This window comes from Streptomyces sp. NPDC056161 (assembly GCF_042268025.1).
Lineage (GTDB): Bacteria > Actinomycetota > Actinomycetes > Streptomycetales > Streptomycetaceae > Streptomyces.
This window is the reverse complement of the sequence record NZ_JBHJUV010000065.1, coordinates 1-9,177: the sequence shown is the minus strand read 5'-3', so window position 1 is coordinate 9,177 and position 9,177 is coordinate 1. Positions and strand designations below refer to the sequence as shown.

The following is a 9,177-nucleotide window of genomic DNA, read 5'->3' as shown; positions in this document are numbered from 1 at the left end:
GGCCGCCTGACAACTTACGGAGGTCCCTCATGGAGGACTACGCACTGCGGGCCGTCGAACGGCTCACCACCCGCCCCGCCGAGCCCTACGAGACCATCACCGTCGCCCCCGTCACACCGGTGCTGGGCGCCGAGGTCACCGGCCTCGACCTGGCGCAGGAGCTGACACACCGGCAGGAGAAGGAACTCAAGCACGCCTTCCACACCCACCACGTCCTGGTCTTCCGCGACCAGGACATCACGCCCGAGGAACACAAGCGGTTCGCCGGCGTCTTCGGCGCACTGCACCCCGTCGCCCTCGCGCCCGAGGGTTCCGACCCGCACATCCTGGAGATCAAGGCGAACAAGGAGTCCCGGGCCGTCGCGGGCAACGGCTGGCACGCCGACGGCACCGCCGACACCGCGCCGTCGCTCGGCTCGATGCTGTACATCACGACGATCCCCGAGGGCGGCAGCGGCGGTGACACCCTCTTCGCCAACATGCACCTCGCCTACGAACTGCTCTCACCCGCCCTGCGCGGCTTCCTGGAGGGTCTGACCGCCCTCCACGACGGAGCCCTGCCGTGGACCGCCGCCGGCCAGACCCCGCCCCCCGAGTATGACGTACCGCGCACCGTGCACCCCGTCGTCGTCCGGCATCCGGAGAACGGCCGCAAGCTGCTGTTCGTCAACGCCCCTTACACGTCGCACATCACCGAGCTGTCCCGGGCCGAGAGCGACGCCCTGCTGGAGCTGCTGTACGCACACACGGCCCGGACCGCGCTGCTGCACTGCCGGGTCCGCTGGCAGGAACGCACCCTCGTGTTCTGGGACAACCGCAGCGTCCAGCACCACGCCGTGTGGGACTACTTCCCACACACCCGGGAGGGGCGTCGGGTGGCCATCGACGGTACGAGCCTGCACGCCTGACCGGTCCCGCCCCGACGGACGCCCCGACCGATGCGAAGGAGCCCCGTGACGATGCCCGCCGGCCCGGAGGCGTTCCGTCGTCCGAGCAGCGCGCCGCCAACGCCCTGGGGCGTCGTCGAAGCGCACACCGAGGCGCACCCCCCCTCCCGCAGGGTGATGGCGGCGGTGCCCTCGGTGGTGGAGTCGTCGCGGGGCGTCGGGCGGCGCCGCCCGGCACGGGAGGAACCCACGCGGGCCGTCGGCACGGTGACCTGCACGGGGGATGGCAGGGCCGGGCGCGAGAAGCAGGGTGCGCTCAGCCAGTCGGCCCTGGCAGGATCCGAGGATGCCGATCATCGACGTTTCGCCAGGAGTGGCCATCGCCTACGAGAGCTTTGGCGATCCCAGTGATCCCCCTGTGCTGCTCGTGATGGGCTTTGGTGCCCAGATGATCGCCTGGCACGAGGACTTCTGCCGTGCGCTGGCGGATCGTGGGCGCTACGTGATCCGATACGACAACCGGGACAGCGGCCTGTCCACCGGGTTCGACGAGCACCCCGTCGACATCGGGCGGTTCATCGACGCTGTGAGCTCGGGAGACATCCCTTCCGCCCTCGCGATGGCCCCCTACGGGTTGCAGGACATGGCCGACGACGGCCTCGGCCTGCTCGCGACAGCTACGACCGCGCCCACTACCCCGCCGGCGTCGGGCGTCAGCTCGCAGCGATGATCCTTGGCGGCTCACGCGCGGACGCGCTCCGGGAGCTTCGGGTGCCGACGCTCGTGATCCATGGCCTGGACGACACGCTGATCGACCCCAGCGGTGGGCACCGCACGGCGGACCTGGTGCCGGGAGCCAAGCTCTTGCTGATCCCCGACATGGGCCACGACCGCCCGCGCGAACTCTGGCCCGAGATCATCGATGCCGTGGAGGCTCACACCAGCCGAGCACGTAGCACGCAGCAGGTGGCACGCGGCACGTGGCACGTACGGCGCAAGGCGTGGCGGGCGCCGGGCACTCTGCGACGCCGGCGTGGAGGACACCGTAATCCGCGCGGCCCGCCGCGTCATCGACCTGTGGGCGGTGGTCTGGGCCGTTCGGGTGCGGCTGGGCTCAGGACTGGCCGCGGCCAGGAGAGACGATCTCGATCCCTCATCGGACCCCGTCCGCCCATCAGTCACTCCTGTCAAGGCTTTTAGGCGCGTCACACCCCTTGACGTACTGACAAACAGGGACGAAGAATTGCCGCCGTCTGATTGACAACGTTGTCTTAAGTGTTCAGAGAGGCGCCGAGAGTGTTCCAAGGATCTCCGCAGATCAACCGCCGCCGCTTCGTCCAACTCCTCGGTGCCTCCACCGCCCTGGCGACGCTTCCCGTCGCGGCCGGCAGCGGTACTGCCCGCGCCCAGGGGAACTCCCACACGGAACGGGACGCGGTGGCGGAGACCTACTATCGCGTCCTGGTGAACCACACCCACTGGTCGGAGACGCAATGGGACCCGGCTCGCGGCTACTACACGGACAAGGACTTCGGCTTCGCCGTCGTGCTCGGCAACGCCGTGCTGCTCACCCGGGGAAGCTACGACAGCGACCGAGCGGGGACGGACGAACGGACGCTCAAAGCCCGGACCGTAGCGACGATCCAGCACTTCGCCGCCTCCAACCGCTTCACCGGCGGCACCCAGTGGGGCCGGACCCTGTTCTTCGACACCACCTTCCAGCTGTACTTCGTACTCGCTGCCCGGCTGCTGTGGGACGACCTCGACGAGGCCACCAGGACCAACGTCGACACCATCGCCCGGGAACAGGCCGCCTACACCACGAACTTGGGCACGAGCGACGATCCGAACTCCGGTAGCTGGACCCCGCACGGTCTGCTCGGCGGCTATGAGGGAGACACCAAGCTGGAGGAGATGGGCGTCTACGCACAGTCCCTGGCCCCCGGACTTGCCTGGGCCGCGGACGATCCGCGGCACACCGACTGGGACAAGGCGTTCGGGGCCTGGTCGCGCAACGAGACCGGACTGCCGCAGGCAGACCGGGCGAACCCGGCCCTCGTCGACGGTGTTCGCGTCTCCGACAACACCGCCCGCAACCTGTACGACACCTTCATCGTCGAGAACCACGGATCGTTCGCGCCGCACTACCAGGAGGAACTGTGGCGTACGTCGGGCCGTAACGCCGCCCACTTCATCACCGCGGGCCGGGCGTTGCCGCAGGTGCTGACCGATCAGCCGAACGCCGACGCGCTGTGGCGCACCCTCCTCGGCGTGATGAGCGACGCCGGCGAGCCGCTGATGCCCATGGTCAACGACCGTGAGCACCTCTACGGCCGTGACGTGATCCCGCTCGCCTTCCTCGCCCAGGTCGTCGGCGATCGCGCGGCGGCACGAGCGGAGGTGGCCCTGGCGGAAAGACTGGAGGCGTACCAGAAGTACCCCCCGGAGTACCGGCTGGCGAAGTTCTCCGGCGAGCCGAAGTACGAGCCGGAAGCCCGTGCCGAACTGGCCATCAGCTATCTCCTGCATGTGTGGGCCGCCGGTCAGGGCCGTACGGTACGTCCTCTGTCCCAGGACGAACTGTTCCGCCAGGCGTCGGGGGTGACCGACTTCGGCGCCGGACCCGGCCTCGTGTCGCACCAGTCGGCCGCTGCCTGGGCGGGCGCCGCCACCAAACCGGGCTTCGTGAAGTTCGCCTGGCAACCGGCCCACGACGACTGGCTGTTCAAACTCGGCGGGGCCACACCCATGTTCCTGCCCACCGCCGCAGCACAGGTGACGAACCGTCAGGTGCGCACGTACACCAGTCGGCGCGACGGGTTCGACGGCAGCGCCACGATGCTGGGGGCCGCGTCAGGGTACGCGGGCTACACCACCCTGCCCACCGGCGCCGTCGTCTACGCGACGACCGGCATCGCCGCGGGTGAAGGGCATCTGGAGCTTTACAACCTCACCATGCCGGGCGTGCCGGGCCTGACGGGGTCGCGGACCTATCGATTCGCGGAGGGCAGCGCCACCGTGGCCGCCCAGGACACCCAGGCGTCGGCCGCCGCGCCCCGCGTCGACGAAGTGACCTTCCCCCGCACCGCCGTCCGGCACCTGCGCATGCTCGGCGTCCGGCCCGACCCGGCGTACGGCTATTCGCTCTACGCCTTCGAAGCGCGCGACGCAGGAGACGGCGCCGACCTCGCTCAGGGCGGCACGGCCACCGCCTCCTCCTACGACCCGGGCAAGGAGCCGGCCCTGGCCGTCGACGGGGACGCCACGACCCGGTGGGCGGTGTCGCGGGCGGACCGCCCCCGGGCGGACAGTTGGCTCGCCGTCGATCTCGGGGCCACACACACGGTGGACCGTGTCACCCTGCGCTGGGAGGCGGCCGCAGGCCGTGCCTACACGGTGCAGGGCTCGACGGACGGGCAGCAGTGGAGCGACCTCGTCTCCTGGCCCGTGCCCGACGTCTCCAGCCAGGGTGGCTGGCTCGACGTCGACGGCCGTGCGGGGCTGCTGGTGCGGGGCTCGAAGCGGCCGCTCACGGTGTACGACGACACCATCGTCCTCGCCGACGGCCCGGCCGCACCTCTCCTGGTCGAAGGACTCCCCGGCGCGTCGGCCGACATCCTGCGCGAACGCGCCCGTGCCGAAGTCCCGCAGGCTGACAGTGGCTCCGTCGGCACCGCTCTCACCGAAGACCACCTGAGCCTGTTCAACCTGTCCGGTCAGCAGGTCACGACCCGCGTCGACATTCCGCAGCCCGCCTCCCGCCTGGTGCTGTTCGAGGGCCGGCAGACGGTGACCGCCTCCGGCAGTGCCTACGACGCCGAACTGGACGCCGCCACCGCACGCCTGCTGCCCCCGCGGCTGACGCTGAGCCCGGTGTCCGGTGGGCGGCTGCCCGTCGGCCTCCGGGCGGAGGTCGTCGACGGTGCCACCGTGCGGCTCACCGGTCCGGCCTGCCGCATCCGGGTGACCGGTCAGGGACAGACCGAGCTGGTGGCGGTCCGTGGCGGACGTACGACGACTGTCACGTTGAGCCGGGCGGTGGCCTACCCCCTGGACGACCTGGCGCTGGGACGCACCGTCTTCCCGACCAACCCCCTTCCACCCGGCATGTCGGATCCCGCCGCGGCCGTGGACGGCGATCCGGCGACGGCGTGGACGCCCGGACCCGACGGCCGCCTGGTCGTCGACCTTGGCGCGCAGTTCCGCGTGCGCGACCTGCGCACGGAGTGGGGCGGCGGCCGGGTGCCCGGCCTCCGAGCGGAATTCAGCAGCGACGGCCTCGCCTACACACCGGCAGGCGAGCTGACCGGTCACGGCCGCGCTCGCGGGCTCACCACAGATGCCACCGCACGGTACGTGGCGCTGTCGACCGACGCGGGCGGCAAGAACGACGCCGGGCTCGTCAGCTTCTCGGTGCGTTGAGGGCCTGTGGTCCGTGAAGGGGCCCCGGCCGTCCGGTCGGGGCCCCGACGCAATGATTACGCTGCGCAATTCTATGAGCGCCCTGAGTGTTTGCACGGAAAGAGAGGGTGGCGCTTCAGATCCCCTGTGACTCGCCGATGGATCATCGGAGCGGGTCGAGTAAAGAGTCATTTGGGATAAACTCGTCGAGTATGTCGTCATCGGGACATAAAGCAAGGGGCGGCCCTGGCGGTCCGGATGCCTATCGCGCTCCCATAGGTGACCTGGACGAGGCAGCTGTGCTCGTGGACCCGAGCGCGATCATCGTGTTCGCCACATCGACTGCTGGAGCCCTGCTGGGGTACGCGGTGGAAGAACTGTGTGGACAGTCCTTCCGTTCGGTGCTGGCCGACCCCGAACGGGAGGAGGCACTGCTCGCCTGCGGGGGGAATGCGCGAGTGCGTGCGAAGTCGGGCAATCTCCTGGGCGTTTCGATCCGGGTTTCGAGCCTGGTCTCAGCCGAGCCGGGACGGGCGATGACACTCCTCCTGTTCTCGTCGGACGCCCATGGGAAGGCCGGCGCCACAGGTGAGTTCGCGGGCCGTGCGTGTGACCGTATCGATCTGCTTCACAGGATCATGGGCAGCCTCGGAAACTCGCTTGAAGTGAAGCAGATGTGCGATGCGCTCGTCAGCGCACTGGTTCCCGATTTCGCGGACTGGGCTGCCGTCGATCTCGCTCTTGCGGTGTTCGACGGGGATCCCCTGCCTACTCTGAAGGGACCCTGGCCTTCTCACGCCCGGATGGGCGCAGTGCGTACCGCACGGGGTCTCCGCATTGATCTGAAGGCGCGGGACCGGGCCGTCAGCCGCACTCCGGAATTCTGGCGAAGTCAGCAAGTGCGCATGAACAGAGCTTTTCTGACGCCGGATCTGACGGTGCTGACTCGGGGTGCGACGGTAGAGGCCGAGTTTCTGCGAGCTGTACTGCCGAAAGGGGCACGCTCTGAGATCGTGGCTCCGTTGTTCACCGACGACGGGCTGATGGGTGTGTTGAGCGTGGCACGTCGGGCCTGCGCGCAACCTTTCGACGAGGAGGACCTGAAGCTCGTCCAGGAAATCCTGCCCAAGGCATCACTGAACCTGAACAACGCCTGGAGGTACGCGCGCGAATACCGCACGGCGGTCAGTCTCCAGAGAAGCCTGCTGCCGCGGACCTTCACCACGATCACGTCGGCGGAGACAGGGGGAACTTACGTCGCGGCCGGCGCGGGACGCGGTGTCAGCGGTGACTGGTACGACGTCATTCCGCTGTCGTCGTTCCGGACCGCTTTCGTTGTCGGTGACGTGGTGGGTCACGGCTTGGGTGCGACGGCACTGATGGGGCGGCTGCGGACCGCGGTGCAGAGCTTCGCCGATCTGGACCTGGATCCCGAGGAACTGCTCTCCCGGCTCGACGATCTGGTAGGGCGCATGTCCGCTGAGCGGGAGTCCGCCGGCGGCCGAGCCGACGACGGGGTCACCGGGACCACGTGTCTCTACGCTGTCTATGACCCGGTCAGCCGCCACTGTCTGATGGCCAGTGCGGGGCATCCGGCACCAGCCGTGGTCCGTCCGGACGGCAGTGTCCACTTCATCGACCTGGATCCGGGTCCGCCACTGGGCGTCTGGAGTGCGCCCTTCGAAATGACGGACGTCGAACTGGCTGCCGGAAGTGTGCTCGTTCTCTACACCGACGGATTGCTGCGGGAACACGAACAGGGCTCAGAGGGCGTCAGCATGTTGCGGCGTCAGCTCGCGCAGGTGGTCTCCGTGCCGGGCGTCGGCCTGCAAGAAGCAAGCCGCGACATTGTTGCGGCGATGTTGCCCACCGTGCCGGAGGACGACGCGGCACTGCTCCTCGCACGTACAAGGGAACTACCCGCGACCGACATGGTCCACAGGGATCTGGCAGTCGACGTATCGGTCGTGGCGGAGGCAAGAAACCTGGTCGCCGACCAACTGGCGGCGTGGGGATTGGAGGATCTCGCGTTCACCGCCGAGATCGTGGCAAGTGAACTGGTCACCAACGCCATCCGCCACGCCGACGGGCCCATCGCCATGCGCCTGCTCCACGACGGCATCGTCATCTGCGAAGTCACTGACGCCAGCAACACTCAACCGCGGATGCGTCGCGCACGCTCGACGGAGGAGAACGGCCGTGGTCTGTACATTGTCGCTCAGCTGGCGAGACGCTGGGGCTGTCGCTATGGCCGCAGGGGCAAGACCATCTGGGCGGAACTCACCTGACCTCCATCGTGAGGTGCCGCAGACCACGTGCCAGGGGCGGGCCAGGTCGATGCCTCGACGGTGTGGTTCGAGGGTGCAGAGAGTGTACGGGGACAGAACCCGGCTGACGACGGTGGCCAGGACGACGTCCCGTGGCCCCGTCCGCCGTTCTACTCGGGCCCACGCAGGAGAGTGAGCAGATCATCGATCACGGCCTCGGGCCTGGCGCGTCCATCGAGCGAAAGGTGACCGGAGATCGCCAGCTCGGCGGCGCCCTGCACAGCAGCCCGGAGTACCGCTGTCAGCCTTTCCGGCTCGGCTCCCGCCGGAAGGGCTCCAGCCTCCTGCGTCTCGGCGACGAGCCCGATGAGGGCGAGTTCCGCTTCCTGAGCGGCGCGGACGAGTTCGGCCGCGACGTCCGTCGGCCACCTGCCGTAGATCAACCGGAAACGGTTCGGGTGGGCTACGGCCCTGGCGATGGCCCAGTGCAGGCTGTCCCGCAACCGCTCAGCTGCGGGCTGGTCGCGGTCGCCGTGGAACGATGCCGCCTTCTGGCGGAGCTCCCGGGCGGCCACCGCGGCCAGGAGCGCTTCTTTGCTGGCGAAGTGCTTGTACGGAGCGTTGTGTGAAACGCCTGCACGACTGCCGACCTCGCGCAGCGTGACCGCCTCGATGCCGCCGTCGTCCAGCAACGCCTGGGCAGCATCGAGCAACCGTTCTCGGGTGGGCTGGGACATGGCAGCAGCATAGCGATGAGGTTGACAGTGACAACCCACCCACCTAGGGTTGACGTTGTCAACCTGGCCCGATTCCTCGGTGCTCCCGCTCGCCAGGCGCTCGCCGCCCCTTCGCCGCGCCGCCAAGCGAAGCTTCCGACTGTCAAAGAATTGAGGACGAAGTGGCCGCAAAAGGAGATTTTGACAGCATTCTGAATTCGCTCGTCCGCAGGATGAGCGCGATGCACTCCCTGTGGCTCGAAGCGTCCCACGACATGGATGCGACGAAGACGAACCACGTGGAGCGCGACGGCGTCCTGCCCATTGCGTTCTCCCTGTTCCATCAGGCCAACCTTCAGGACATCACCCTGGTCAGGCTGGGTGGCCCGCCGCCCGTCTGGAATCAGGAGTGGGCGGATCGCATCCAACTCGGCGTTCCGGACCACGGCAAGGATCGGTCTGTGGACGAGATGATGCAGCAGCGCATCGGGAACTACGAAGCGTTCTGCGACTACCAGCGCACGGTGTTCGACACGACAGAGACCTGGCTGCGCTCCCTGGAACCGGAATCACTCGGCGAGCTGGTTCTGAGCCGACCGCTCCCCGAACTCTTCGCGCGCACCTTCAGTGCCCGCGTCGCCGACAGCGATGGCCTCACCCGCTGGGACGCGATCGAGTGCTGGCTGTTCCAGCACGGGATCCGCCACATGGGCGAACTCGAACATGCGCGAGCCCTGGTGGGACTCGGCGGAATGACCTTCTAGCCACCGGAGAGATCGGATTTCGGTGGGAAGCACGTTTCTGAGAGGGCGTGCGACACGAAGTCGCACGAAGCGAGTGAATTGCACTGAAAGGAGGATCAGAGGTGTTGATGGTGTAATTCCGGGCCAGTGTCCACAGGCCCGT

At 68.3% G+C, this 9,177-nt stretch carries 5 protein-coding genes and 1 pseudogene; 5 read left to right on the top strand and 1 reads right to left on the bottom strand.

Going from position 1 to position 9,177, the window contains the following annotated elements:
- The first annotated feature begins 29 nt into the window (after nucleotides 1–29).
- The 4 genes and pseudogenes from ACFC09_RS38995 (at nucleotide 30) to ACFC09_RS38980 (ending at nucleotide 7,576) form a co-directional block, all read left to right on the top strand.
- Nucleotides 30–908, top strand: a complete 879-nt coding sequence (locus ACFC09_RS38995) for a TauD/TfdA dioxygenase family protein (RefSeq protein WP_376536603.1) — start codon at nucleotides 30–32, stop codon at nucleotides 906–908.
- 325 nt (nucleotides 909–1,233) lie between these two features.
- Nucleotides 1,234–1,835 (top strand): annotated as a pseudogene (locus ACFC09_RS38990) (alpha/beta fold hydrolase); the annotation flags it as partial.
- Nucleotides 1,836–2,183: 348 nt separating this feature from the next.
- Nucleotides 2,184–5,309 (top strand): discoidin domain-containing protein, encoded by a 3,126-nt coding sequence (locus ACFC09_RS38985; RefSeq protein WP_376536601.1) that lies wholly within the window; start codon nucleotides 2,184–2,186, stop codon nucleotides 5,307–5,309.
- A gap of 137 nt (nucleotides 5,310–5,446) precedes the next feature.
- A complete protein-coding gene (locus tag ACFC09_RS38980; protein ID WP_376536645.1) occupies nucleotides 5,447–7,576 on the top strand; it encodes a SpoIIE family protein phosphatase in 2,130 nt (709 codons plus the stop codon).
- A 149-nt stretch (nucleotides 7,577–7,725) separates the two neighbouring features.
- Here the strand turns inward: ACFC09_RS38980 and ACFC09_RS38975 are convergent, their stop codons facing one another.
- The gene (locus ACFC09_RS38975) at nucleotides 7,726–8,292 is read right to left on the bottom strand and encodes a TetR/AcrR family transcriptional regulator (protein WP_376536599.1); all 567 of its coding nucleotides are present in this window, start codon (nucleotides 8,290–8,292) and stop codon (nucleotides 7,726–7,728) included.
- Nucleotides 8,293–8,453: 161 nt separating this feature from the next.
- Between ACFC09_RS38975 and ACFC09_RS38970 the strand changes: the two genes are divergently transcribed.
- A complete protein-coding gene (locus tag ACFC09_RS38970) occupies nucleotides 8,454–9,035 on the top strand; it encodes a hypothetical protein (RefSeq protein WP_376536597.1) in 582 nt (193 codons plus the stop codon).
- The last annotated feature ends 142 nt before the right edge of the window (nucleotides 9,036–9,177 follow it).

Bases quoted from the DNA above. Each gene is read 5' to 3' on its own strand.
- ACFC09_RS38995 (WP_376536603.1), top strand. From the start codon at position 30: ATGGAGGACTACGCACTGCGGGCCGTCGAACGGCTCACCACCCGCCCC.
- ACFC09_RS38980 (WP_376536645.1), top strand. From the start codon at position 5,447: ATGGATCATCGGAGCGGGTCGAGTAAAGAGTCATTTGGGATAAACTCG.
- ACFC09_RS38975 (WP_376536599.1), bottom strand. From the start codon at position 8,292: ATGTCCCAGCCCACCCGAGAACGGTTGCTCGATGCTGCCCAGGCGTTG.